This is a genomic window from Modestobacter sp. VKM Ac-2982, assembly GCF_026967935.1.
Taxonomy (GTDB): domain Bacteria; phylum Actinomycetota; class Actinomycetes; order Mycobacteriales; family Geodermatophilaceae; genus Modestobacter.
Genome location: NZ_JAPVBL010000004.1, coordinates 158,270 through 182,832 on the forward strand (window position 1 = coordinate 158,270; position 24,563 = coordinate 182,832).

19 protein-coding genes are annotated in these 24,563 nt (G+C 73.9%); 12 read left to right on the plus strand and 7 right to left on the minus strand.

What is annotated here, in order from left to right; genetic code table 11:
• The first annotated feature begins 650 nt into the window (after positions 1 to 650).
• Entirely contained in the window at positions 651 to 1,430 is a 780-nt protein-coding gene (locus O2W20_RS15205; RefSeq protein ID WP_269171341.1) for a formate/nitrite transporter family protein, read from the plus strand.
• A gap of 389 nt (positions 1,431 to 1,819) precedes the next feature.
• Positions 1,820 to 2,503 (plus strand): GAF and ANTAR domain-containing protein, encoded by a 684-nt coding sequence (locus O2W20_RS15210; RefSeq protein WP_269171340.1) that lies wholly within the window; start codon positions 1,820 to 1,822, stop codon positions 2,501 to 2,503.
• A gap of 7 nt (positions 2,504 to 2,510) precedes the next feature.
• Here O2W20_RS15210 and O2W20_RS15215 read toward each other — a convergent pair whose 3' ends face one another.
• Entirely contained in the window at positions 2,511 to 3,581 is a 1,071-nt protein-coding gene (locus O2W20_RS15215) for an LLM class flavin-dependent oxidoreductase (RefSeq protein WP_269171339.1), read from the minus strand.
• Between the two features lie 298 nt (positions 3,582 to 3,879).
• Between O2W20_RS15215 and O2W20_RS15220 the strand changes: the two genes are divergently transcribed.
• Positions 3,880 to 4,281, plus strand: a complete 402-nt coding sequence (locus O2W20_RS15220; protein WP_269171338.1) for an STAS domain-containing protein — start codon at positions 3,880 to 3,882, stop codon at positions 4,279 to 4,281.
• Between the two features lie 96 nt (positions 4,282 to 4,377).
• Positions 4,378 to 6,705, plus strand: coding sequence for a putative bifunctional diguanylate cyclase/phosphodiesterase (locus O2W20_RS15225; RefSeq protein WP_269171337.1), 2,328 nt, complete (start codon positions 4,378 to 4,380; stop codon positions 6,703 to 6,705).
• 54 nt (positions 6,706 to 6,759) lie between these two features.
• Here the strand turns inward: O2W20_RS15225 and O2W20_RS15230 are convergent, their stop codons facing one another.
• Positions 6,760 to 7,590, minus strand: coding sequence for an SGNH/GDSL hydrolase family protein (locus tag O2W20_RS15230; RefSeq protein WP_269171336.1), 831 nt, complete (start codon positions 7,588 to 7,590; stop codon positions 6,760 to 6,762).
• Positions 7,591 to 7,699: 109 nt separating this feature from the next.
• On the opposite strand from O2W20_RS15230, the gene O2W20_RS15235 reads away from it, so the two are divergent.
• A complete protein-coding gene (locus O2W20_RS15235; RefSeq protein WP_269171335.1) occupies positions 7,700 to 8,485 on the plus strand; it encodes a transglutaminase-like domain-containing protein in 786 nt (261 codons plus the stop codon).
• A gap of 12 nt (positions 8,486 to 8,497) precedes the next feature.
• Here O2W20_RS15235 and O2W20_RS15240 read toward each other — a convergent pair whose 3' ends face one another.
• Positions 8,498 to 9,484, minus strand: a complete 987-nt coding sequence (locus O2W20_RS15240) for an NAD(+)/NADH kinase (protein WP_269171334.1) — start codon at positions 9,482 to 9,484, stop codon at positions 8,498 to 8,500.
• Between the two features lie 3 nt (positions 9,485 to 9,487).
• Positions 9,488 to 10,912, minus strand: coding sequence for a dihydrolipoyl dehydrogenase family protein (locus tag O2W20_RS15245; RefSeq protein WP_269171333.1), 1,425 nt, complete (start codon positions 10,910 to 10,912; stop codon positions 9,488 to 9,490).
• 26 nt (positions 10,913 to 10,938) lie between these two features.
• Here O2W20_RS15245 and O2W20_RS15250 point away from each other — a divergent pair, with 26 nt between their 5' ends.
• Complete coding sequence (locus O2W20_RS15250) at positions 10,939 to 11,451, plus strand: flavin reductase family protein (RefSeq protein ID WP_269171332.1); 513 nt, start codon at positions 10,939 to 10,941, stop codon at positions 11,449 to 11,451.
• Between the two features lie 151 nt (positions 11,452 to 11,602).
• Positions 11,603 to 14,203 (plus strand): bifunctional FO biosynthesis protein CofGH, encoded by a 2,601-nt coding sequence (locus O2W20_RS15255; RefSeq protein WP_269171331.1) that lies wholly within the window; start codon positions 11,603 to 11,605, stop codon positions 14,201 to 14,203.
• A gap of 98 nt (positions 14,204 to 14,301) precedes the next feature.
• On the opposite strand, the gene yczR is transcribed toward O2W20_RS15255, so the two are convergent.
• The gene (yczR, locus tag O2W20_RS15260; RefSeq protein ID WP_269171330.1) at positions 14,302 to 15,684 is read right to left on the minus strand and encodes an aminotransferase-like domain-containing protein; all 1,383 of its coding nucleotides are present in this window, start codon (positions 15,682 to 15,684) and stop codon (positions 14,302 to 14,304) included.
• 60 nt (positions 15,685 to 15,744) lie between these two features.
• On the opposite strand from yczR, the gene yczE reads away from it, so the two are divergent.
• Positions 15,745 to 16,401: a membrane protein YczE gene (yczE, locus tag O2W20_RS15265; protein ID WP_269171329.1), complete on the plus strand. Its 657-nt coding sequence runs from the start codon at positions 15,745 to 15,747 to the stop codon at positions 16,399 to 16,401.
• Positions 16,402 to 16,449: 48 nt separating this feature from the next.
• Here the strand turns inward: yczE and O2W20_RS15270 are convergent, their stop codons facing one another.
• On the minus strand, positions 16,450 to 17,457 hold the full coding sequence (locus O2W20_RS15270; protein ID WP_269171328.1) for a class I mannose-6-phosphate isomerase: 1,008 nt from the start codon (positions 17,455 to 17,457) through the stop codon (positions 16,450 to 16,452).
• Positions 17,458 to 17,654: 197 nt separating this feature from the next.
• Between O2W20_RS15270 and O2W20_RS15275 the strand changes: the two genes are divergently transcribed.
• The 4 genes from O2W20_RS15275 to O2W20_RS15290 all read left to right on the plus strand — a co-directional run bounded on the left by O2W20_RS15275 (position 17,655) and on the right by O2W20_RS15290 (position 22,442).
• The gene (locus tag O2W20_RS15275) at positions 17,655 to 18,626 is read left to right on the plus strand and encodes an ABC transporter substrate-binding protein (protein ID WP_269171327.1); all 972 of its coding nucleotides are present in this window, start codon (positions 17,655 to 17,657) and stop codon (positions 18,624 to 18,626) included.
• A gap of 28 nt (positions 18,627 to 18,654) precedes the next feature.
• The gene (locus O2W20_RS15280) at positions 18,655 to 20,208 is read left to right on the plus strand and encodes a sugar ABC transporter ATP-binding protein (RefSeq protein ID WP_269171326.1); all 1,554 of its coding nucleotides are present in this window, start codon (positions 18,655 to 18,657) and stop codon (positions 20,206 to 20,208) included.
• A gap of 5 nt (positions 20,209 to 20,213) precedes the next feature.
• Positions 20,214 to 21,224 (plus strand): ABC transporter permease subunit, encoded by a 1,011-nt coding sequence (locus O2W20_RS15285; protein WP_269171325.1) that lies wholly within the window; start codon positions 20,214 to 20,216, stop codon positions 21,222 to 21,224.
• Positions 21,225 to 21,461: 237 nt separating this feature from the next.
• Positions 21,462 to 22,442, plus strand: a complete 981-nt coding sequence (locus O2W20_RS15290) for a LacI family DNA-binding transcriptional regulator (protein ID WP_269185512.1) — start codon at positions 21,462 to 21,464, stop codon at positions 22,440 to 22,442.
• Positions 22,443 to 22,484: 42 nt separating this feature from the next.
• On the opposite strand, the gene O2W20_RS15295 is transcribed toward O2W20_RS15290, so the two are convergent.
• Positions 22,485 to 24,410 (minus strand): glycosyl hydrolase family 28-related protein, encoded by a 1,926-nt coding sequence (locus O2W20_RS15295; RefSeq protein ID WP_269171323.1) that lies wholly within the window; start codon positions 24,408 to 24,410, stop codon positions 22,485 to 22,487.
• Between the last annotated feature and the right edge of the window lie 153 nt (positions 24,411 to 24,563).

Genomic DNA, 24,563 nt, shown 5'->3' on the forward strand with positions numbered 1-24,563 from the left:
GTCGGATGTGCGCCCGGCCGACATGCCCGGCCTCCGGCAGCCCCAATCCCGGATCGCTGCCGTCGTCACGAATCCGCAAGGAACGTCGTCACGGACCGCGACGCCCGAGGGCCCGGCGCGGGCCCCGTCGGGCGGTCAGCCTGCGCAGGACGTCTCGGGGCCGCGGGATCGGGCGGCGTGGCTCGGCTCGCGACCCGGGACGAACCGGCCGTCGGCGAGGTCGGCCACGACCACCTCGAGGTGGGCGTCGGCCGCTTCCGGCGCCTCGCGCCAGACCAGGCCGCCGTCCCCGTCTGGGGCGTACCTGCCTCGGTCTGCTCGTCGACCGGGGCGACGACGACGTTGCCCGCTGCGCTGACGGCTGCGCCGTCCTCCTCCAGCATCGCCTGCAGTGCGGCGCGTGGGCGTCCCCTGCTGCCTGGCGGTGGCCAACTGGTCGGGTCCGGCCTCGTTGGTCTCCTCCATGGGCGGCGTCACCGCCGCTGTCGCCCGGTCTCCGACAACTCGTCCTGCGGGCACGGCTGGCTCCTCCCGGTGAGGGGTCGGTGCTCCTCCTGCGCACCGCCGACGACTCCGGCACCCCGGCTCCGTCACGCGAACGACAGCAGGACCGGGTGTCCCATCACCGGATCGGTGGTAGCTCAGGTGCCATGGCTGTGGCACCGGATCCCGACGAGATCTACGCCCGCGCGCGCAAGGAGGGGCACCGGCGGCTCTACATGCCGCCACTGGAACAGGTGAGCACCGGCTTCATCGCGGGCGTCACGATCGTCTTCGGGATCGTGGCCCTGGGCGTGATCGTGGCGTTGCTGGACTCGGCGATGGGCGAGCGGCCCGCCGAGGTGGTGGGCGCCATCGGTTTCTCGTTCGGGGTCGTCTTCCTCATCGTCGGGCGGACCGAGCTGTTCAGCGAGAACTTCTTCGACCCGGTGGCGGCCGCGATCGAGGAAGGCGGCGTGCGGGTCTGGGTCCGCATGGTGCGGCTGTGGGGCACCATCCTGCTGCTCAACCTCATCGGCGGCGCGGTGCTGGTCGGGGTCATGACGGTCGAGGGCGCCCTGCCCGGCGATGCCGATCAGGTGCTGGTGCACCTCGCCGAGGGCACCGCGGCGCTCGGCTGGGCCCCGACCCTCGCCCGGGCCGTCCTCGCCGGGGCGCTGGTGACCCTCCTCTCCTACATGCTCAAGGCGGTCAACTCGGTCAGCGCCCGCATCCTGGTCAGCGCGATGGTGGGCTTCTTCCTCGCCCTCGGCCCCTTCGACCACGCCGCCGTCTCGGGCCTGCAGATCCTCTTCGGCGTCTGGTTGTCCGATGCGGTCACCTACGTCGACCTGCTCCGCAACGTCGGGCTGGCCACGGTGGGCAACCTCGCCGGTGGTCTGCTGCTGATCACCTTGACGCACACGGCACAGGTCAAGAGCTCTCGGTGACGCCACCCCGCGGCGACTGGGTCCCGGGGCACTGGCCGCCGAGCAGGTCAGACCGGCACGCGCCCCGGTGCGGACGCCCCGTCACCGCGACGACCCGACGTCCGGGCGGTGACCGGGCACCCGCCCGGTGAGCAGGTGGCCACGCCCGCGAACCGGTGCGACGACGGTGCGGGGCAAGGGCTGTCGCCTTCGCGAGTGAGGGCGTCGCCGGTACCCGGCTCGTCCCGAACAGCCGCGTGCGACAACCGGACATGCAGGTCCGCCGGCGTCCCCGGTGCGCTGCCGGCGACGAGACGGTGCGGAGCTCGGACGACCTGCCAGCGGCCTACGCTGCCGACATGTCCGCAGCCCAAATTCCAACCGGTGCCGACTCGGATCACCACGGTCGGATGCCCGACGGCCTCGGGGACGTGATGGGCCGGATCGCCCGCACGCTCCAGGAGGAGCACGGCGACGTGGGCCGCACGCTCGAGTCGATCACCAACGCGGCGGTCGACACGGTGCCTGGCGCGGACATGGCCAGCGTCAGCCTGGTCGTCCGCCGCCGGGTCGAGCCGCAGGCCGCCACCAGCGAGCAGGCCCAGCAGATCGACGCCCTGCAGGCCGAGTTCGACGAGGGGCCCTGCCTGGACGCCCTCCGCGAGGAGCAGACCGTCCGGGTCGACGACCTCGCCAGCGAGTCCCGCTGGCCCCGCTTCGCCGCCGAGGCCTCCCGGCGGGGAGCCGGCAGCATGCTGAGCTTCCAGCTGTTCACCGAGGGCGACAACCTGGGTGCCCTGAACCTCTACGCCCAGGAGTCCCACTCCTTCGACGCCGACTCGGAGTCCGTGGGGCAGATCTTCGCCTCGCACGCCGCCATCGCGCTGTCCGCAGCCCGGCAGGAGTCGAACCTGCGTTCCGCCATGGACAGCCGCGACCTGATCGGCCAGGCCAAGGGCATCCTGATGGAGCGGCACCGGCTGACCGCCGCGCAGGCCTTCGAGCTGCTGGTGCGGGCGTCGTCGCACACCAACCGCAAACTGCTCGACGTGGCCGAGGAGCTGACCAGCACCGGGGCCATGACGACCGACTGACCGCCGCTCAGGCGGCGCGGCGCTCCCCCGGTGCCACCCAGCCGATCGCCGGCGCGACGTGCCGCACCACCGTCTCCAGCAGGTGGGCGTTGTACTCGACGCCGAGCATGTTCGGCACGGTGAGCAGCAACGTGTCGGCGTCCCGGACGGCGGCGTCCTTGGCCAGCTCCTCGGCCAGCTGGTCGGGCTCACCGACGTAGCTCTTGCCGAACCGGGCCCGCACGCCCTCCAGGAGGCCGACCTGGTCGTCGCCACCCTGCCCCGAGCCGAAGTACTGCCGGTCGGTGTCGGTGGTGATCGGCAGGACGCTGCGGCTGACCGAGACCCGCGGCTCGTGCGCCCAGCCGGCGTCGGCCCAGGCCGCGCGGTACAGCGCGATCTGCTCGGCCTGCAGCTGGTCGAAGGGCACCCCGGTGTCCTCGGACAGCAGCGTCGAGCTCATCAGGTTCATCCCCTGCTGTGCGGTCCAGACCGCGGTCTGCCGGGTGCCCGACCCCCACCAGATCCGCTGCCGGAGGCCCGGGGACTGCGGCTGGACGGCGAGCCGCCCGGACGCCCCGCCGGTCATCCGCGGGTCCGCGTCCACGACGGTGGCCCCGCTGATCGCGGCGAGGAACAGCGCGGTCTTCTCCCGGGCCACATCTGCGTCGCTGCCGCCGTCGGCCGGCACGTAGCCGAAGGCCTCCGAGCCGCGCAGCGCCGTCTCCGGCGATCCGCGGCTCACGCCGAGCTGCAGGCGGCCCGCGCTGAGCGGGTCGCCCGCGCTGAGCAGGTCGGCGGCCGCGGCCTCCTCGGCCATGTACAGCGGGTTCTCGTACCGCATGTCGATGACGCCGGTGCCCAGCTCGATCCGGCTGGTGCGCATCGCCATCGCGGTCAGCAGCGGGAAGGGCGAGGCCAGCTGTCGGGCGAAGTGGTGCACTCGCACGTAAGCGCCGTCCAGGCCCAGCTCCTCGGCGGCCACCGCCAGTTCGACGCTCTGCACCAGGGCGTCCCGCCCGGTCCGCACCTGCGAGCCCGGGATGGGCTGCCAGTGCCCGAAGGACAGGAAACCGATCCGCTTGTCCACTGCACTCACCTCTCGTCGTCTGCCCTGCGGCCAGCGCCGGCAGGCCCGGGAGTGTTCCCGAGGGCACCGGCGCTGACGGTGCGGGGAGCTGCCCCGGACCTCGAGCCGTCGGCGGTCGACCGCGTCGACCGGGACCTCGCCGGCCACGTCGCCTTCTCGCCGGGGATCACGGTGGCTGCATGATCGACGGCACGGGCGTACGGTTGGGCGCCTGGTCGAACCACCGGCCGTACCGCCCGCTGGTGGGGCCGTGCGCGTCGGAACCTCGACTCCCGGGCCCCGGTTGGGACTCGCCATGTCGCTGCTGATGACCACCGAACCACTGCAGACCACCGGACCGGATGGGTCCGAGGAGCTCGTCGTCTCGGTCGACTGGGTGCACGCCACCATCGTCTTGCGCGGCGAGCTGGACCGGGACTCCGCTCACCACCTGACCGGTGCGGTGGAGGCCCTGGCTGCCACCAGCCACTCCTGTTGGGTGATCGACACCGCCGAGGTCACCTGGTGTGACGTCGGCGGGCTCCGAGGCCTGGCCAGCGCACATGCGCTGGCCGTGGACTCGGGCCGGGAACTCCGGCTCACCGGCACTCCCCGCTGCGTCGACCGGCTGCTCCGGCTCAGTGGTCTCGACCTGCTGATCGCCGACACCGCACGACGAGGGCGCACACCGCTCCGGAGCGTCGGGTGTGACACACCGCGGGCGGTGTGACGAGAGAGGTCATCCATCACCCAACGTGACGGCACGAACACATCTCGATCGGCCGGGTTCCACGGTTGAGCGGGCTCGATGCGCGACGCTGTCGCGGTGACCTCCTCCGCCCCCGAGTCGCCGGGCGCTCCCGTGCCCGCCGGCACTGCCGGGCGACGACTGGCCGCGGCCGACGTGCTGCTGGCCGACCGCGGCCAGCTCTTCCGCGCCCTCTTCCTGTCCGCACCCGTCGCCAAGGCCGTCGTCGACCCCAGCGGGCGCCTGCTCGTCGTCAACCCGGCGATGTGCGAGCTGACCGGACGGACGTCCGGTGAGCTCGTCGGCCGGCACCTGGACCTGCTCACCCACCCCGACGACGTCCCCCTGGAGGACCGCGCGGCCGAGCACCTGCCCGGCACCCCGCTGCTGGACCCCCAGCTGCAGGTCGTCGGCGAGCGCCGGTTGCGCCGCGCGGACGGCAGCAGCATCTGGGCGATGCAGAGCCAGGAGCTCATCCACCGCAGCAACGGCGAGCCGCAGTTCGTGCTCCTCACCCTGGTCGACGTCACCGACCGCCGCCGGGTCGAGGACGACCTGGTCCGCCGCACCTTCACCGACCCGCTGACCGGGCTGCCCAACCGGCGGGCCCTCACCGAGCGGCTGCAGCGGGCGCTGGCCGGGTCCGGCCGGCGCGGGACGCTGGTCGGGCTGCTGCACCTGGACCTGGACCGCTTCACCGCCGTGAACGACTCCCTCGGCCACGAGGGCGGTGACCAGCTGCTCTGCCAGGTCGCCGACCGGCTGCGCTGGAGCACCCGCGTCGAGGACACCGCCGTGCGCTTCGGGGCCGACGAGTTCCTCGTCCTGGCGGAGGACGTCGAGGACGTCGAGGGGCTGCGCACGCTGGCCGACCGCCTGCTCGGCGTGCTCGACGAGCCGTTCCACGTGCTCGACCGGGAGGTCACCCTCTCGGCCAGCATCGGCATGACCCTGGGCACCGACCTCACGCCCGAGGCGCTGCTGCGCCAGGCGCACACGGCGCTCGCCCGGGCCAAGGCCAGCGGCGGCCGCGGGCGGGTCGAGGTGCACGACGGGGCGCTCAGCGAGGGCTACGTCGACCAGCTCCAGCTGGAGACCGACCTGCGGCACGCCCTGGAGGCCGGTGAGCTGCGGCTGTTCTACCAACCGATCGTCGCGCTCTCCGACGAGCACCTGCTCGGCTACGAGGCGCTCATCCGCTGGCAGCACCCGACCCGCGGGCTGCTGCCGCCGGGGGCGTTCCTGTCCGCCGCCGAGGACAACCGGCTCACCTCCCGGCTGGGCGCCTGGGTGCTGCACCAGGCCTGCTGGGACGCCGCCGGCTGGGACCCCGCGCTGCGGGTGCACGTGAACATCTCCGCCCGGCACCTGGCCGAGCCGGGTTTCAGCGAGCTGGTCGCCGACGCCCTCGCCGAGTCGGGGCTGGCCCCGGATCGGCTGGAGCTGGAGATCACCGAGTCGACCGCCCTGTTCGCCGCGGACGCGACGCTGCACGCCGTCGACACGGTGACCGAGACCGGCGTGACCCTGGCGCTGGACGACTTCGGCACCGGCTACTCGGCGATCACCGCGCTGCACCGGCTGCCGATCCACACCCTGAAGATCGACCGGTCCTTCGTCGCGGACATCGTGGCCCAGCCGGCCACCGCGGCACTGGTGCAGGGCCTGCTCCAGCTGGGCCAGGGCATGGGCCTGCAGGTGATCGCCGAGGGCATCGAGGACGTCGCGCAGGCCACCTGGCTGCGCGAGCACGGCTGCTCGATGGCACAGGGCTACGCCTTCGGCCGGCCCGCCCCGCTGCCGGCCCGCGAACTCGACCAGTACCCGGCGCCCACCGGGCTGCACGACCTCGACGAACCGGCCACCGCCCCCTCGGCCGAACCGGACAGCGGGCCTGCCGCCGGTGCGGACGCCGCCATGCCGGAGCACGAGTGGTCCGGACGGGACGACGAGGAGCCGGAGTCCGGGCACGGGTTCGACCTGGGTGCCGCACTCGCCGAGCAGGACCTCGAGGGGCCCGGCCCGGTCGTGGCCAGCGCCGCCGTCCCCCAGCTCGACTCCTTCCAGCTGCCGGGCACCACGCCCGGGCCCGCAGCGCCACAGGCGGCGGAGCCACCGGCGGACACCGGCGACGCCGAGGCGAGCGCGGAGCAGGGCGACTCCTTCGACCCGGGGGTCTTCCGGCCCTCCAGCGAGCTCCTCGAGCTGCGCGCGCTGCTGGCCGCCAACGGCGCCCCCGGCACCCCCGGTGTCCCCGGGCCGCGGCAGCCGGCGGATCTCGGTGACCTCCGGGCGCTGACCGCCGACCCGACCGACCTCTCCGGGCTCCGTCCCTGGCTGGAGTCCTTCCAGGAGCGGCTGGGCTCGCTGGACACCGGCGACCTCCCGGAGGTCGGCCGCAGCTGACCCGGGCGGTGCCGGTCGAGCTCCCGACGAGGAGCCCACCGGCCCGCCCCCGGGTCAGGAGTCGTGCACGGCGGTGAGGGCGGCGCGCAACGGGATCGCCTCGGGTCGCTTCGCCGCGCGCCCGTCGCCCGAGGACTCACCGCGCAACCGGCGGCCGATCCAGGGCAGGACGAACCCGCGCACCCAGGCGAGCTCCTGCCCGACCACCTGCCGCACCGGCAGCGGCGGTGCCGGCTCCAGCGGGGTGCGCCAGTCCGTGCCGTCACCGCGCACCGGGACGCCGAGTGCGGCTGCGGCGGCCAGCGCCGTCCGCCGGTGCCCCTCGGCGGTCAGGTGGATGCGGTCACCCGGGTCCCACATCCGGGCGTCCTGGACCCAGGCGGCGCCCCACTGGTCGAGCACGACCGCGCCCTGCCGCGCGGCGATCGACCACAGGTGGGTGTTGAACACCGCGACCCGGCCCCGGGTGCGGCGGATGATCGGCGTCTGCCGCGGGTCCACGCCGGTGGCCAACAGCACGTCGGCCCCGGCCTCGCGGAGGGAGACGACGGCGGCCTCCAGGTCCGCGGCCAGCCGGTCGGGGTCGGCGCCGGGTCGGAGCAGGTCGTTGCCGCCGGCGACCAGGCTGACCAGGTCGGGCCGGGAGGCGAGCGCGACCGGCACCTGCTCGGCCAGCACCTGCGGCAGCAGCCGGCCGCGGACGGCGAGGTTGGCGTACTCGACGCTGCCGGAGGGCGACGCCGCGGCCAGGTGCTCGGCGAGCCGGTCGGCCCAGCCCCGGAACGAGTCCGGCGTCCCCGGCTCGGGGTCGCTGAGGCCCTCGGTGAAGGAGTCCCCCAGCGCGATGTACCGCTGCCACGTCCGACGATCACTGCCCGGTTGCACGTCCCCTACTGCACCACGCCCCTCCCGCCGCCGCGGCGAGGGGTCCCGTGCCGGAGACCACATCCGCTGGACACCCGCCGGTGACACGTGCAGACCAGGATCTGCGGTCATGCGCACCGACGTCGCCTGCTCGCTCACCGTCTCCTCTCCCGCACCGGCGACCGCGCTGCTGCAGGTCGTCGTCGCTGCGCCTGCCGAGGAACAGCTGACCGTGCTGACCGACGGCCGGCCCGTGCCCGCCGAGGAGATCGCCGTCCCCGGCGCACGGGTGCACCGCCTGCAGCTGCTCGCCGGCGAGACGACGATCAGCTACAGCGCGCAGGTCTCCTCCGGTGGCGCCCCGCGGCCGGTGACCCCGGCCGACTGGGCGGAGTTCGTCCGGCCCAGTCGTTACTGCCCCTCCGACCAGCTGGAGGGCTACGCCGGCACCGAGTTCGACCGGTCGCTGCCGCGGGCCGAGCTGGTCGCTGCCGTCGCTGCCTGGGTGCACCGCCGGCTGGTCTACACCTCCGGGTCCAGCCGCCCGGTGGACACCGCGGTCGACACCCTCCTGCTCGGCCAGGGCGTCTGCCGCGACTACGCGCACCTGACGATCACGCTGCTCCGCGCGCTGGAGGTCCCCGCCCGGCTCGTCGCCGTCTACGCCCCGGGCCTGTCGCCGATGGACTTCCACGCGGTCGTCGAGGCCGACGTCGACGGGGTGTGGCACACCGTCGACGCCACCCGGCTCGCCCCGACCTCCGCCCTCGTCCGGATCTGCTCCGGCCGGGACGCCGCGGACACCGCCTTCCTCTCGCTGTTCGGCGGGCGGGCCGCCTTCCGGGGCATGACGGTCACCGCCACGGTGGACGGCGACCTCCCCGCGCCGGCCGACGAGCCTTTCCCGCTGCCCTGAGGCCGGCCCGGTTCAGCCGACCTGGCCGCCGGGACCACGGGCGCCCTGCGGGGCACGGACCGGGCCGGTGCCCGGGGCCGGCACCCCACCCGGTGTCCGACGGCGCAGCTCCTCGGGCACCAGCTCCATCAGCTCCTCCGGCAGCAGCGGCAGGTCCAGCAGGGAGAGCTTGACCCGGCTGCGGTCGGCGGCCAGCCAGTCGTCCAGCCGCACCAGCAGCCCGGCGTCTGCGCGGGCCTCCACGTGCAGCTCGTCCCCCGGCCCCAGACGACCGACGACCAGGCCGTCCACCTCCACGGCGGGGCGGCCGGCGGTCTCCGGCAGCGCCAGGTGCAACGGCTCGTGCGGCCCCAGCACCACGGTGCGGTCGATGCCGTTCAGCGGCGCCGACGGGGTGACGAGCACGCCCGCCGCCCCCGGGGACATCACCGGACCGCCGGCGGCGAAGTTGTAGGCCGTCGACCCCATCGGGGTGGCGATGATCAGCGCATCGCTGCGGTAGTGGCCGTAACGGCGGCCGGCCACCGACAGGGTCGCGTCGACCATGCCCTCCCCCGGCACCCGGGCCAGGACGACGTCGTTGAAGGCCACGGTCTCCCAGCCCGGCCCCCGCACCACCAGGCAGCTGCGCGACTCCAGCGTCGAGCGGCCCTCGGCCAGCGCGGTGAGCGCCCCGTCCAGCTCCTGGCCCTCGACCTCGGTGAGGAAGCCCAGCCGGCCGAAGTTGACGCCCAGCACCGGGACGGGGTCCGCGACCACCATCCGCATCGCGCCGAGCAGCGTGCCGTCACCGCCGAGGGCGATGATCCCGTCGCAGCTGCTGGCCAGCTCGGCGACGTCCACCGGCGTCACGCCGCGCAGGTGCAGCCGCTCGACGTCCGCTGCCGCGGCGACCAGCTCCACCCCGTGCGTCGTGGTCCAAGCCAGCACCTGGGCCACCGCGCCCACGCAGTCGCGGTGCGGGTGCAGCACCAGGCCGATCCGGCTCCCGTCGTGCACCCGTCAGCCCCGGTAGGTCTCGAGCAGGCGCAGCCAGATCTCGCTGATCGTCGGGTAGGACGGAACGGCGTGCCACAGCCGGCTGATCGGCACCTCACCGACCACCGCGATCGTCGCCGAGTGCAGCAGTTCGGCGACCCCGGGGCCGACGAACGTGACCCCGAGCAGCACCTCGCGCTCGGTGTCCACCACGGCGATCGCCGTCCCGGAGTAGCCGTCGGCGAAGAGCGCGGCACCGGCGACGCCGCCGATCGCGTACTCCACGACCCGGTGCGGGACGCCGGCATCGGCCGCCTGGGCGGCGGTCATCCCGACCGACCCCACCTGGGGCTCGGTGAACACCACGCTCGGCGTCGCCCGGCGGTCGGCGGTGGCCACGAACGGCGACCAGTCGGCCAGGTCGACCTGCTCGCCACGGGCCCGGGCCACGATCGCGGCGCCGGCCTGGCGGGCCTGGTACTTGCCCATGTGGGTCAGCTGCTGGCGGCCGTTGACGTCGCCGACGCCGTACAGCCACGGGAGCCCGGGCACCTGCAGCGACTCGTCGACGTCGAGGTACCCGCCCGGCTCCAGGCCGACGGTCTCCAGCCCGACCTCGTCGGTGTTGGCGGCGCGGCCGGTGGCCACCAGCACCTCGTCGCCGCGGAACTCGCCGTCGGCGGTGCTGAGCACCACGTCGCCGCCGTCCTCCCGGCGAGCCGAGCGCACCTCGCTGCCCAGCCGGACGTCGACGCCCATCTCCCGCAGGGACGCCTCGACCGCCGCCCCGGCGGCCGGTTCCAGGTTCGGCAGCAGCCGGTGCCCGCGCTGCAGCAGGGTCACCGAGGAGCCCAGCTGCTGCCAGGCGGTGGCCATCTCGCTGCCCACGTAACCGCCGCCGAGCACGAGGAGCCGGCCGGGTGCCTCCTTGGCGCTGGTCGCCTCCCGCGGGGTCCACGGCTGCACGTCGGCCAGGCCCTCGACCGGCGGGACGGCGCCGCGGGACCCGGTGCACACGGCGATGGCATGCCGGGCGGTGAGCACCAGCTCCGTGCCGTCTTCCTGGGCCACGACGATCCGCTTCTCCCCCGCCAGCCGGCCGTGCCCGCGCACCAGCGTGATGCCGGCGCCCTCGACCCACGTCGCCTGGCCGGCGTCGTCCCAGTGGCTGGTGAAGCCGTCCCGGCGGGCGAGGGTGGCGGCGACGTCCTGCTCGCCGGTCACCGCCGCCGCGGCGCCGGACACGGCGCGGGCCTGGGCGAGCGCCTCGCTGCCCCGCAGCAACGCCTTGCTGGGCATGCACGCCCAGTAGGAGCACTCGCCGCCGACCAGCTCGCTCTCCACCAGGACGACGCTCAGCCCGCCGCGGGTGGCGATGTCGGCGACGTTCTCCCCCGTCGAGCCGGCACCCAGGACGATGACGTCGTACGTCTGCTCCGCAGTGGTCACCTCGGCATTGTGGTCGACTGACCCCCGTGCCTGTCGATCCCGCCGACCACGCCGCCGCCCTGCGCCAGTACGCCGCCGGGGTCGTGCTGCTGACCGTGCGCGACGACATCGACGACGTGGGAACGACGGTCACCTCGATGATGAGCGTCTCCGCCGACCCCCCGCTGGTCGCCGTGGGGCTGGCCGCCGACGGGTACCCGGCCGAGGTGCTGCAGGCCATCGGCAGCGGCGCGGTGAACGTCCTGAACACCGGGCAGGCGATCCTCGCCAGCCGGTTCGCCTCGGCCGGGCGGCCCAGCGCCCGGCACCTGCTCGAGTCGGTGCCCTGGCACCGCGCCCCGGTCAGCGACGCGATCGTGCTGGACGAGGCGCTCACCGCGCTGGACTGCACGGTCGCCTCGGTGGTGGAGGCCGGCAGCCACGTGGTGGTGCTGCTGCAGGTGGAGGGCGTCCCGGTGCTCGGCGACGGCGACCCGCTGGTGCGCCTCCGCGGCCGCTGGGCCGACGGCGTCGGCGCCCCCCTCCGCCGCCCGGGTTGACCGCCGTCCGGGTTGACCCGGGCAAGCTGGGGTTGAGCCGCGCCACGACGCGGCTCAACCCCAGCTCACGCGGCTCGACCCACCTCATCGACTGCTCGGAGCGGAGGCCACGGAACGCGGTGGTCACACCACGGGGTTAGCGTCGTCGGCGATGAGCACCGCCCTGCCCGCCCCGTCCGACTCCGCCCTCCGCCGTGCCCTGGTGCGCGCCGAGCGCGGAATGACGCTGGACGCCACCGAGGCCGAGACCCTGCTGCACGCCCGCGGGCTGGGCGAGGGTGAACCGCTGGACCGGCTGCTGACCGCCGCCTCCCGGGTACGGGACGCCGGCCTGGCCTCGGCCGGCCGCCCCGGGGTGGTCACCTACAGCCGCAAGGTGTTCATCCCGCTCACCCACCTGTGCCGCGACCGCTGCCACTACTGCACGTTCGTGACGACGCCGGGCCAGCTGCGCGCGGAGGGCAAGGCGCCCTACCTGTCCCCGGACGAGGTGCTCGACATCGCCCGGGCCGGGGCCGCGCTGGGGTGCAAGGAGGCGCTGTTCACCCTGGGCGACCGCCCGGAGGAGCGCTGGCCGGTGGCCGCGGAGTGGCTGGAGGCGCACGGGTTCGACTCCACGCTGGGCTACCTGCGGGCGATGGCGATCCGGGTGCTGGAGGAGACCGGGCTGCTCCCGCACCTCAACCCCGGGGTGCTGTCCTGGGAGGAGATCCAGCGTCTCAAGCCGGTCGCCGCCTCGATGGGGATGATGCTGGAGACGACGGCGGCCCGGCTCTGGTCGGAGAAGGGCGGCCCGCACTTCGGCAGCCCGGACAAGGAGCCCGCCGTCCGGCTGCGGGTGCTGGAGGACGCCGGCCGCTCCGCCGTCCCGTTCACCACCGGCGTGCTGCTGGGCATCGGCGAGACCTACGCGGAACGGGTCGACGCGATCGCCGAGATCCGCGCCTCGGCCCGGCGGCACCAGCACGTGCAAGAGGTCATCGTGCAGAACTTCCGGGCCAAGCCCCGCACCGCGATGGCCGCCCACGACGACCTGAACCTGCAGGAGTACGTCGCCGCGGTCGCGGTCAGCCGGCTGATGCTCGGCCCGGCCGCCCGGGTGCAGGCACCGCCGAACCTGAGCGACTCCACTGAGCTGGGCCTGCTGCTGCGCGCCGGGGTCGACGACTGGGGCGGGGTCTCGCCCCTGACGCCGGACCACGTCAACCCCGAGCGGCCGTGGCCGAACATCGACAAGCTCGCCGCGCTGAGCGCCGAGGCCGGGTTCACGCTGCGCGAGCGGCTGGCCGCCCAGCCCGGCTACGTCACCCAGCCCGAGCCGTGGCTGGACCCCCGGGTGCGGCCGCACGTCTCCGCGCTCGCCGGCGACGACGGACTGGCGGTGGAGGGCCGGCTCCCGGTGGGCCTGCCCTGGCAGGAGCCGGACGAGGCCTGGACCTCCTCCGGCCGGGTCGACCTGCACACCGAGATCGACACCGTGGGCCGCACCGGCGACCGGCGCAGCGACTTCGACGCCGTCTACGGCGACTGGTCGGAGCTGCGCGAGGCCACCGTCGCCGCCCGCGACGGCTCCTCCACCGCGCTGACCGTCGGCGACCGCGAGGTGCTGGCCGCGCTGCTGCACGCGGAGCAGGACCCGGCCGGGCTCTCCGACTCCCAGTACCTGACCCTGCTCGGCGCCGACGGCACCGACCTCGAGCACCTGTGCGCGCTGGCCGACGCCGTCCGCCGGGACGTCAACGGCGACGACGTCACCTACGTGGTGAACCGGAACGTCAACTTCACCAACGTCTGCTACACCGGCTGCCGGTTCTGCGCGTTCGCCCAGCGCCGCACCGACGCCGACGCCTTCACCCTGTCGATGCAGCAGGTCGGCGACCGGGTCGACGAGGCCTGGGCCGGCGGGGCGACCGAAATCTGCATGCAGGGCGGGATCCACCCCGACCTGCCCGGCACCGCCTACTTCGACCTGGCGCGCGAGGTGAAGTCCCGCCGTCCCGACATCCACCTGCACGCGTTCTCGCCGATGGAGGTCGTCAACGGCGCCGCCCGCACCGGGCTGTCGTTCCGCGACTTCCTCGCCGCGGCGAAGGAGGCCGGCGTCGACTCCCTCCCCGGCACCGCGGCGGAGATCCTGGACGACGACGTCCGCTGGGTGCTCACCAAGGGCAAGCTGCCGACGGCGACCTGGCTGGAGATCGTGAAGACGGCGCACGAGGTGGGCCTGCCGACGACCTCCACGATGATGTACGGCCACGTCGACACCCCCGCCCACTGGGTCGCGCACCTGCGCACACTGGCTGCCCTGCAGGACGAGACCGGTGGGTTCCGGGAGTTCGTGCTGCTCCCGTTCGTGCACCACAACTCGCCGATCTACCTGGCCGGCGTGGCCCGGCCGGGGCCGACGAACCGGGAGAACCGGGCGGTGCACGCCGTCGCCCGGCTGCTGCTGCACGGCCGGATCGACAACGTCCAGACCTCGTGGGTGAAGCTCGGCGACACCGGCACCCAGGCGATGCTCAACGGCGGGGCCAACGACCTCGGCGGCACGCTGATGGAGGAGACGATCAGCCGGATGGCCGGCTCGGGCAACGGGTCGCTGAAGACGATCGCCGAGCTGGAGGCGATGGCCGCCGCGATCGGCCGGCCGGCCCGCCAGCGGACGACGGACTACGGCACCCCGAGCGCCGAACGGATGGCCACCGCCCGCAGCGACGAGGGCCGACGCGCCCTCACCCTGAAGCTCCTCTGAGCGGCCGTCCCCCTGCACCACCAGCTGTCCCCCCGCACCACCGTTGCTGCGGGCGGACAGCGTCTGATCAGGTGACCTGATCCACGCTGCGCCAGGCCTCAGGCGGTCCAGCGGGACGGGGTGCGGCGGCTGTCGGCCCCGCTCGCCGTACGCGCCCAGGCGGCCTGCAGCACGGCGGCCACCTCGTCGACCTGCTCCGGCGGCGCGCTCAGCGGCAGCCGCAGCCACCGGTCGGCGGTGCCGTCGACGGTGAACCGCGGCCCCGGGGTCACCCGCAGGCCCAGGTCGAGGGCGTGTGCGGCGAGCCGGGTGGAGCTCTGCCCGGGCAGCTGCACCCAGAGCACCGAGCCGGCCCGCGGCCGGACGACGCGCCAGTCCGGCAGCCGGGCAGCGAGCGCGGCGAGCAGTGCGTCTCGGGCGGCGGTCAGCCAGGCGACTCGGTCGGCGAGCACGTCGTCGGCGACGGCGAGCAGCCGGGCGGCGACCAGCTGCTCCAGCACCGGGCTGCTGAGGTCGGTCGTGCCGCGCGCCTGGGCCAGCCGGGCCAGCAGCGGCGGGTCCGCGCGCACCCAGCCCACCCGCAGCCCCGACCAGTACGCCTTGCTCATCGAGCCGAGCGTCACGACCCGGCGGTCGAGCGCGGCGAGCGCGGTGGGCCGGGCGCCGTCGAGCACCAGCTCGGCGAACGTCTCGTCCGTGGCCACCACCGGGGCGTCGAGCGCGGACAGCAGCGCTCGACGCTGGCCGTCGTCGGCGAGCAGGCCGGTCGGGTTCTGCCCGTCCGGGGTGACCAGCGCGACGTCGGCCGCAGCGGCCGGCAGCTCCCAGCCCTCGGTGCTCACCGGCAGCGCGACCGGCCGCAGGTGGTGGGCCGCGAGGCAGTCCAGCGCTGCCGGGTAGGTGGGCTGCTCGACCAGTGCCCGCTGCCCCGGCCGGGTGATGGTGCGCAGCAGCAGGTCCCAGCCCGCCAGCGCGCCGTTGGTGACCAGCACCTGCTCCGGCTCGGTGGCCAGCCCCCGGCGGGTCAGGTGCCCGGCGACCGCGGTGCGCAGCGCAGGCAGGCCGTAGGGGTGCAGGCCGTGACCGGCCAGCAGCGGACGCAGGTCGGCGGTGGCCCCGGCGACGGCGTCGAGCAGCTGGGCGGGGGCCGGTGCGGCCGCGATGGTGAGGTCCCGGACGACGGCCGGCTCCCCCGGGTCGGCGTCCGGGCGGACCGGGGCGGGCGACGGGAGGGTCACCCGGCTCCCGGCACCGGCCGCGCTGTGCAGGTACCCCTCGCCCCGGAGCAGGTCGTAGGCGGCGCTCACGGTGGTGCGGCTGAGCCCCAGCGCCTGAGCCAGCTGCCGTTCCGAGGGCACCCGGGCGCCCACCGACAGCCGGCCGTCGAGCGCGAGACCGCGGATCCCGGCGGCGACGCCGGCGTAGGCCCGGCCCCCGCCCAGCCACGGTCCCAGGAGGTCGGCCAGCCGCTCGGTGTGCACCGGGCCATTGTCCGGGACTTGGCCCTGCCCGGACAGGGCCAAGTCGTCCAGGGTGGCCTCATGCGACTGATCGACCCGGTGCCCGCCGACCGCCGACCGGCCCGGCTGGCCCTGCTGCTGGGCGGCCTGGCCCTCTACGGGATCAGCGTCGCGATGATGCTGCGGGCCGGGCTCGGGCAGATGCCCTGGGGTGTGCTGGACCAGGGGGTGGCCGGCGTGCTCGGCGTCGAGGTCGGCACCGGCTCGATCCTCGTCGGCGCGGTGGTGCTGCTGCTGTGGGTGCCGCTGCACCGCCGGCCCGGGCTCGGCACGGTGTGCAACGTCGTCCTCATCGGGCTGTCCATCAACGCCACCCTGGCGCTGCTGCCCGCACCGGAGGCGCTCGCCGTCCGGGTCCCGCTGCTGCTGGCCGGGGTGCTGCTCAACGCGGTGGCCACCTGCGCCTACATCGGCGCCGGTCTCGGTGCCGGGCCACGCGACGGGCTGACCACCGGCATCGCCGCCCGCGGCCACTCGGTGCGGGTGGTGCGGACGACGATCGAGCTGCTGGTGCTGGGCATCGGCTGGCTGCTCGGCGGGACCGTCGGCGTCGGGACGGTGCTGTACGCCGCCGCGATCGGGCCACTGATGCACAGCATGCTGCCGGTGTTCCGACTCCGCGACGGGTCGGTGGTCACCGCCGCGGTGCCCCGAGTCCCGGCGCTGCCCAACGACTGAGCGGGCCGCACCCGCGGCATGGCGACCCCCGACCCCCGATGTCCCCGGTCAGCCCGCTGCCGGCGGCCGGCACCACAGCGCCTCGATGTCACCGCCGTCGGTCTCCAGGACCAGTTCTCCCGCCTCGTGCGGTACCAGGACCGTCTGTCCCGCGCTGACCGGCATCGTGTGTGGCCCGCTGCTGGCCCGCAGCCGGCCGGTCCCGCCGGTCACGACGACGACGCCGAACCCGGCGTCCAGCACCGCACCGGCAGCGATCCGGTCGATCCGGAAGAAGTCCGCGGCCTGGTCGGGCAGGACCGGCCCGTTGCCCTCGGCACGCCGTACCAGCTGACCGACCTGCACGGCGGAGCAGGCGGTCAGGTCGGCGGCCTCCAGCGCGAGGTCGAAGCCCAGCCCCAGGTGACCGTCGCGCTCGCCGTCGATGGCGAAACCACGCCACTCCATCAGGACGGAGAGGTCCTCGGGCTCCTGGACCTCGACGAGGAAGACGCCTTCGCCGATCGCGTGGGGCATCCGGGCGGGCACCAGGACGGCGTCGCCCGGAGCCACCTCGATCCGGTGCATCGACGCGAGGAGCGGCTCGACGTCCTGCTCCCGCACCAGCCGGTGCACCTCCGCGCGCGGCAGGGCCCGGGCGAAGCCGAGGTGCACGCTGCCCCCGCGCAGGATCACCCACGCCTCGGTCTTGCCGTGGGCCCGCCCGAGGTGCTGGGCGGCGAACTCGGTGTCCGGGTGGACGTGCACGGGCAGACGTTGGCCGGCGTCGAGCAGCTTGGTCAGCAGCTTCGTGTCGGTGCCGAAGCGCGCCACGTGCGCCGCTCCGAGCCAGGCCACGGGATCGGCCCGGACCGCGTCGCGCAGGACGCGCCCGTCGGGCAGCGTCGTCAGCCCCAGCGCCTGCTCCCCGTGCAGGGTGTTCGTGGAACCCACCCAGTCCTCCGGCAGGTTGCCGCCGGCCCACGGCAGACCACGGAACTCGGCGATCCTCTCGCCGCCTGCGTAGAAGCGGTCCGGAGGTCGGTTGTCGGGCAGGGCGATCGGCGTGAGCGGCATGCAGGCTCCTCGTGGAGGTGGTGGGGCGACGGGCCCCACATCACAGATCGGCGACATCCGTGGCCGCCGACCACGGGGGACATCGTGAGCAAAGCTATCTTCGTGCGCGGCCGGCCACGGTCCCGTCGTCCAGCCGGACGCCACGGGGGCCTCGACCCGCAGCGCAACTCGAGCACGATCCAACGGAGGAACAGACGATGAAGTCGATCTCTCGGGCCCGGACCACGTCCACCGCCCTCGTCATCCTGGGCGCAGTGGCACTCAGCGGCTGCAGCAACGGCGACACCGCCACGGGCGGGAGCGGCGGCGGAGGCGGCGACGGCGAGGTGGAGCAGGTGGGGCTGATGCTCCAGGACATCTCCAACCCGTTCTTCGCATCGATGCAGGACAGCATGGAGGCGGCTGCCGAGGAGCAGGGCTTCGACCTGAACGTCCAGGACGGGCGCCAGGACCTCGCGGCACAGAACGACCAGATCGACGCCTTCATCCAGCAGGGGATGGACCTCATCCTGCTCAACGCCGTCGACAGCTCCGGGATCGCCTCCGCGGTCGCCCGGGCCCAGGCCGCGGGCATCACGGTCGTCGCCGTCGACGTGGACGCCGAGGGTGCGGCCGCCGCCGTCACCACCGACAACGTCGAGGCCGGCCGGCAGTCCTGCCAGGCGCTGGTGGACGCCCTCGGCGGCCAGGGCAACATCTTCATGATCGAGGGCACCCCCACGACGGCTCCCCAGGACCGGGTGAAGGGCTGCGAGGAGGTCCTCGCCGAGAACCCCGGGATCACCGTGGTCGCCCGCCAGGCCGGCAACAACGACCGCGCCAGCGGGCTCGCCCTGACCACCGACATGCTGACCGCCAACCAGGACGTCCAGGGGATCTTCGCGATCAACGACCCCGAGGCGCTGGGCGCCGACCTGGCCGTCGCGCAGGCCGGCCGCAGCGGCGTGACGATCGTCGGTGTCGACGGCTCCCCCGAGGCCGTGAAGGCACTGGAGGACCCGGCGTCCAACTTCGTCGCCAGCGCCGCCCAGGACCCGGGCGGCATGGCGCTGGAGGCGCTCGAGGTCGGCAAGGACATCGTTGCCGGCAACCCCCCGGCCGAGCGGGTCAGCCTGCTGGAGCCGACTCTCGTCACCAAGGACAACGTGAGCTCCTACGAAGGCTGGTGACGGCGACCGGCTGGTGGGAGGAACTCTCGTGAGTGAGTCAACAGCTCCGCTGCTCGAGGTGGAGGGCATCAGCAAGCGCTTCGGCGCCACCCTGGCCCTGTCGAACGTGAGCTTCGACGTCCGGGCGGGCGAGGTGCACGCCCTGATGGGCGAGAACGGCGCCGGCAAGTCGACGCTGATGAAGATCATCTCGGGCAACTACCAGCCGGACACCGGCTCCATCAGGATCTCCGGCTCCCCGGTGACCATGGCCTCGCCCCGCGACGCCATGGCCGCCGGGGTGGCGATCATCCACCAGGAGCTCAACACCATCCCGGAGATGACGGTGGCCGAGAACCTGGCCACCGGGAACGAGCCGCTGCGCTTCGGGATGCTGGACCGCAGGACGATGGTCGCGCAGGCCCGGGAGAAGCTCGCCCGGGTCGGCGCGGACATCGACCCGAACCGGCCGATCGGCCAGCTGAGCGTCGGGATGCAGCAGATGGTCGAGATCGCCCGCGCCGTGGCGGAGAACGCCAAGGTCCTGGTGCTCGACGAGCCGACGGCCGCGTTGTCCCGCACCGAGAGCCAGCAGCTGTTCGAGCTCATCCGGTCGATGCGCTCGCGGGGCATGGGCCTGGTCTACATCAGCCACCGCATGGAGGAGGTCTGGGAGCTCGCCGACCGGGTCACCGTGTTCCGCGACGGGCAGCTCATCGGCACCCGGGACATGCGGGCGGACGGGCCGGAACAGGTCGGGCCCGGTGACATCGTGAAGATGATGGTCGGCCGCGACATCGACGACCTCTACGTGCGCAACGCCCACCAGTCCGGGGACGTGCGACTCGCCGTCCGCGACCTGACCGGGCCCGGCGACATCGGACCGGTCAGCTTCGACGTGCGCGGCGGCCAGGTCGTCGGGATGGTGGGCCTGATCGGCGCCGGGCGCACCGAGGTGGCGCGGTTGATCTACGGCGCCGACCGCCGCACCGGGGGCGCGGTGACGCTGGACGGCGAGCCGCTGGACGTGCACAGCCCCATCGACGGCATCAAGGCCGGGGTCGGCCTGCTGCCGGAGAGCCGCAAGGACCAGGCGCTGTTCCTGGACCTGTCGGTGAAGGACAACATCGGCATGTCCACCCTGCGGGACCACAGCAGCGCCGGCGTCGTCCGGAGCGGGTCGCTGCTCACGGCCGTGCGCGGCGTGATGGACCAGCTCAAGGTGCGGTCCAACGCGCTGAAGCTGGAGTCTCGGGCGCTGTCCGGCGGGAACCAGCAGAAGCTGGTGCTGGGGCGGTTGCTCCTCCAGAAGCCCAAGCTGCTGATCCTCGACGAGCCCACCCGCGGGGTGGACATCGGCGCCAAGAGCGAGATCTACCGCCTGATCAACGAGATCGCCGGCACCGGGGCCGCCGTGCTGGTCATCTCCTCGGACCTGCCGGAGGCCCTGGGAATCAGCGACGAGCTGCTGGTCATGCGCAACGGCCGGATCGTCGCCACCCTCGACGCCCGCCACGCCGACGAGGAGCGCGTCATGCAACACGCCACCGGCGTCTACGACGACGGCGCCACCACGACCGAGACCGCTGGGACTGCCCGATGAACCCGATGACCGACACCACCCCGGAGAACCCCCTCCCGGACACGAAGCCCGAGCCGGCAGCGGTCCGACGCGGGTCCGTCGTCGCCTACTGGTGGGACCGGGTCGGCATCTTCTTGGTGCTGCTCATCCTCATCGCGCTGATGGCCGCCCTCGCGCCGAACTTCCTCTCCGTCGACAACGCCATCAACGTGGCTCGGTCGGTCTCGATCAACGCGATCCTGGCCGCCGGGCTGACCGTGGTCATCCTCACCGCAGGCATCGACCTGTCCGTCGGGTCGATCCTCGCGGTGGCCGGGGTGGGCAGTGTCCTGCTCGCGGTCGACGGGGTGCCGACGCCGCTGGCCCTGCTCGGCGGCATCCTCATCGGTGCCGTCGCCGGCGCGCTCAACGGCGCGTTCGTCGCCTGGCTGGCCCTGCCCGCGTTCATCGTCACCCTCGGCTCGATGACGTACCTGCGCGGGCTGGCCTACTCCCTGCTGGACGGTCAGCCCCTGGTCGCCAGCGACCTGGGCTTCCGCGGGATCGGCAACGGCAGCGTGGCCGGCATCCCGCAGCCGGTGATCGTGATGGTCGTCGTCTACGCGATCTTCTGGTTCCTGCTGGAGCGGACGCGGTTCGGCCGTCACGTCTACGCCGTCGGGGGCAACATGGAGGCGGCCCGACTGGCGGGGATCAACGTCAAGCGGGTGCTGCTGTCGGCCTACATGCTCGCCGGCGCGGCCGCCGGGGTCGCCGGCCTGATCTTCTCCGCGCGGGTGCTGTCCGCCCAGCCGACCGCCGGCCAGGGCTACGAGCTCGACGCCATCGCCGCGGTCGTGCTCGGCGGCACGTCCCTGGCGGGTGGCCGCGGCCGGATCCTCGGCACGCTGGTCGGCGCGGTGATCATCGGGGTGCTGTCGAACGGCCTGATCCTGCTGGACGTGCCGTTCTTCTACCAGCTGATCATCAAGGGCGTGGTGATCATCATCGCCATCGCGCTGGACAGCCTGAAGCGCTTCTCCCGCGCCGGAACGTGACTCCAGCCGGTGGACGGACGCCCTCCCCCACCGGCCGGCCCCTGACCCACGACGCCCGTCCCGGTCCACCGACCGGGGCGGGCGTCGTCGTCACGGGACACGATGCTCTTCCAGTCACGGGAGACGATGCTCTTCCAGTCACGGGACACGATGGTCTTCCAGTCACGGGAGACGATGCTCTTCCACTCGCGACCGGTGCGGCACGATCACCGCACCACAGCGGGCGGGAGGACGGACGTGCCACGGGTGACCAGCGCCGACGTCGCCCGGGAGAGCGGTGTCTCCCGGACGACGGTGAGCTACGTGCTCAACGACAAGCACGGCGCGATGATCTCCGCGGACACCCGGGAACGGGTACTGGCGGCGGCGGCCCGGCTGGGCTACTCCCCCTCGGCCGCGGCCCGGACGCTGCGCAGCGGCCGCAGCGACCTGGTGCTCTGCGTGCTGCCGAACTGGACGGTGGGCCCGGTCCTGGACACCGTCCTCGACGAGCTCACCCGGGAGCTGGCCGACCGGCAGCTGTCGGTGTTGGTGCACCACGGCCGGGGACCACGCCCGCTCGCGGAGCTGTGGCGGGCGGTCACCCCGCGCGCCGTCGTCGGCTTCACCGACTTCGGGGCCGAGGACGCCGACGCGATGCGCGGGGCCGGCATCCAGGTGCTCACCACGTCCCTCGACGACGACCCGCACGCGGTGTTCGCCGTGCCGCAGACCCGGGTGGGGCAGCTGCAGGTGCGGCACCTGGCCGACACCGGGCACGTCGGGATCGGCTGGGCGGCACCCGCCGAGCCCCGGCTGGCCGACTTCGCCGAACGGCGGCTGAGCGGGGTCCGCGCCGAGTGCGCGCGGCGCGGGCTGGCCGCCCCGGTGGTGCAGGACGTCGACCTGACCGTCGGCTCGGCCACCGACGCCGTCCGTACCTGGCGCGGCACCGGGGTCACCGCCGTGGCGGCCTACAACGACGAGGTCGCGCTGGCCGTCCTGGCCGGCGTACGCGCCTGCGGGCTGACCGTGCCGGGCGACCTCGCGGTCGTCGGCGTCGACGACGTCCCCGCCGCCCGGCTGAGCGACCCGGCGCTGACCACCGTGGCCCAGGACGCGAGGGTGCAGGCCCGGGCGATCGCCACCGCCGTCGCCGCGGCCCTCGACGGCGGCCCCCCGCCACCCAGGCCCGACCCGGCCGAGGTGCTGCGGCTGGTGGTGCGCGGCTCGGCGTGACCGGCGGGCCGGGGCACGGCGCCCCGGCCCGCCGGCGACGGGTCAGCCCGGGTAGTCCACGACGTACTGCGGTGTCCCCTGGGTGCTGGCGTCCGACCGGCCCCCCACGTCGTTGACCACGTTCTCGATCACGCCGATCCCGTCCAGGTGGACGGTCATGACGTGGTGCAGCTGCACGCCCGGCGTGACCGGCACCTCGAACCCCGTCTCGGTGGTGATGCCCGGTTCGGCGTTGCGCTGGTAGCCGTAGACCCCACCGCCGTCCAGCCGGTGCTGCTCGACGTGGTCACCGACCTTGTAGCCGGCCCAGCCGAGCGTGCCGTCCGGCTCCTGCCAGTCGGCCTGCGACGGCGGGTCGTAGGGGATCTCGTTCTGGTAGAGCACGACGCGGCCGCGCTCGCCGTTCCAGATGGTGTTGTGCTGCTGGAAGTGCTCGACGAACAGGCCGGTGGCGGTGACGTCGTCACCGTTGACGACCACACCATTGCGGCCGACGTTGGTCCGCCAGCGGTCGGTGTCGCCGTTGACGCCGGCGGTGAAGTCCTCGACCCCGTGGTCGGCTCGCCACACCCAGGTGTGGTCGATGAGCACGTGGTCGCTGTTCACCTCCAGGGCGACGTCGGCCTTCCCCACGTGCGGGCCGCCGACCCGGAAGTACACGTCGGACAGCGTCGTCGGGTCGGCGGCGTCGGACCGGGACCGGCCCTTGCCGTCCCCCACCTGCAGCAGCACCGGGGACAGCTGGCTCCCGGCGTCGATGGTCAGCCCGGCGACGACCACGCCCGGCACGTCCTCGACCTCCAGCGGGGTCACCCCACGGGTGGCGGTGAGCGTCGCGTGCCCGATGCCCAGGACCACGGTGCCCGCCCGCTTGACCTTGAGGCTGTGCGCGACGTCGTAGACCCCCGGGGTGAACAGCAGGTGCCCGCCCCGGGCGAGCTGGGAGTTGATCTGCCCGAACCCGGTGTCCGGGGTCACCACCAGGAACTGCGACAGCGGGATCGTGCGCCCCGCCGTCATGCCCTCGTCCCAGCTCACGCCGCGGGTGTCGCGCTGGGCGTCCGGCACCCGGACGGCGTAGCGGCCGCCCTGGTCCAGGAACAGGTAGGGCTTCTCCCGGCTCACCGGGGTGGTCTCCAGCGTGGTGTACGGCGGGGTCGGGAAGGCGGCGTCGTCCGGCGCGCCCTCGACGCCCGCGAAGACCTGGTTCCAGACGCCGTTGGTCCACTCACCGATCACGCTGTTGCGGGTGAACCACTGCTGCTGCGAGCCGTTGATGACGGTGCCGGCGGTCGAGTCAGCGATGAACCCGCCGCTGGCGTACTGCGGCCCCGCGGTGCAGTAGTCCATCAGCGAGAGGTCGCCACCCTGCACCTGGACCCGGCGCATGGACACCGCCTGGGAGACGGCCCAGAAGTTCGTCGGCGCCCGGCAGGCGTCCTGCCCGGTGCCGTTGACCTGGATGGTCAGGTTGGAGACGGTGCGCCAGAAGTTGTTCAACGCGATGCAGTTGTCCGGTGCGAGGCAGCGGTTGTAGGTCTCGACCTTGCCGTTGATCAGCACGTCGGACGGCGAGGCACCGAGCCCGGAGATCTCCGTGTAGTAACCGACCTTGATCTGCAGGGGGTCGCTGTCGGTGCCGTAGGTGCCCGGCTCGAAGAGGTAGGCGTACCGGTCGGTGCCCATCTCGTCGTCGACCTGCTGGGCGTAGGTGGCGTCGAGGGTCGCCTGGATCTGGTCGACCGGCATGCTCGGGTCGAAGACGGTGACGTTCGGACCGAGGTCGACCGTGCCTCCATCCGGCCGGTCGCCGGGCGGAGCGGCGCTCGCGGTCGCCGGGACGGCGGTGAACGCCAGGCCCAGGGGCAGGGCCAGGGCCAGCAGGCGACCGAGGCGGTCCCGTCCACCGGCGGGTGATCGCCGGCGGGGCGTGGACGGCGGGCGGGCAGGGACGCTGCGAGATGCCATGCGGAGGTCCTCGTCGTTGAGTGGGTGACACGTGTCACGTGACTCGAAGGTTCGAGGAGCCCCCCGGGGCTGTCAAGAGGTCGTCGGCGCGCCGGTCCGCGCCACGACGCAGGTGCGGGAGGAGGGGCCGGGCGGCCCCTCCTCCCGCCGCAC